1 protein-coding gene is annotated in these 1,275 nt (G+C 41.1%); it reads right to left on the bottom strand.

Features of this window, described 5'->3' with window-relative positions; genetic code table 11:
- Positions 1 to 21: 21 nt before the first annotated feature.
- Positions 22 to 1,164 (bottom strand): IS4 family transposase, encoded by a 1,143-nt coding sequence (locus QUB33_RS29510; protein WP_333358259.1) that lies wholly within the window; start codon positions 1,162 to 1,164, stop codon positions 22 to 24.
- Positions 1,165 to 1,275: the final 111 nt, after the last annotated feature.

Genomic DNA, 1,275 nt, shown 5'->3' with positions numbered 1-1,275 from the left:
CTGGGGGGGTGACAAAGAGGTCTAGGAGATAGACCGAATAAGGGTTGCAGCCCGCATACCTTGTTGATAAAAGCGACGTTTATTTCGAGTTAACTTCATTAACTGTTCCACCTCCAAAGAATATTGTTCGAGATAATTAACCCACTTTTCTCCATCTAAGCCAACACCAAATGTACTCCGTCTTCGATATCTTTTTCTAGGTTCTTGACGCCGACATACATATTTTCCTACCTGCTTTTTCCGAAGTTCAGTTCCTTCAAATATTGCCGAACTGTAGGCGAGTGTCATCAGCAGAATTATGTTAATCAGTCGGTTGCCTTTTAAGCTAGTTCCTTCCAGATCGTAGCCTCCTGTTTTACAATCTCTAAACATTTCTTCAATGCCCATCCGTTGCTTGTAAGCATCGATAGCTGCCGATAATGAACCTAAATCTGTGAGAATAAACCATGCTTCATCGACCTTCCATGCTCCATAGTTTCTTTTCCACTTACAAGCAACATCAAACCCAGTGGCAGGCCGACTTTTCCTCACTCTTTTACCTTGAAAATATAAAGAGGTTCCTGGTAGTATTCCTAATTCATCTAATCGCTGCCAAACTAAATGCTCTGTTTCGATACAATGATTCCTCTTCAGTCTTAAGCAAAAAGACACACCCTTTGACTTCAGCCAGTTTCCTAAATCTACCGAACAAAATTCACGGTCTCCTAAAACGATGACTTTATATTCTGAAAACAATGGTAAAACAGGCTGTAGATTTGTAGTTTGTGACTCGAAGTTGCTGCTGCCCAATTTGGGCAACAATGACCAGTATAATGGAATTGCTCTTCGCTCCCAGATTAAGCTAACCATGAACAGATTAATACAGCCCCATTGACTGCGGTCGATTGCGATTGATAAGCGAGTACCAACACGGCAATAAGTGGTCAACCAATAAGTAATTAATGGGAACCAAATTAATTCGATTGTTAAGTGAGGTAAATCTAAAAATCTTTGTAATTTACGTCGCCGACTTTCGGCTGTAATTAGACAGGGAAATACTCGGGAGAGCCGCTCTAATCTGACTTGTTTTTCTGATTGCATCAAGGATAGCAAAATTGTCATCACCAAAAACTGAGATGGCGTCAGGTGTTTTTGTAAATGAGTCTGGTAGAATCTTGGTATCATTATTTTTTTGGATAGGCAAGCGTGTAACAACTCTGCTGCCTATCTTTTTTTACCACAAGTTGGCTCAATCCTTACTAACTATGGGTTTGGGGCGGGTCGTCACCCCCCCAG

This window comes from Microcoleus sp. B3-A4 (genome assembly GCF_036705385.1).
GTDB lineage: Bacteria > Cyanobacteriota > Cyanobacteriia > Cyanobacteriales > Microcoleaceae > Microcoleus.
This window is presented reverse-complemented; position numbering and strand designations above follow the sequence as displayed.

What these genes read in the sequence shown, in the direction of transcription:
- QUB33_RS29510 (WP_333358259.1), bottom strand. Translation starts at nt 1,164, where the DNA reads ATGATACCAAGATTCTACCAGACTCATTTACAAAAACACCTGACGCCA.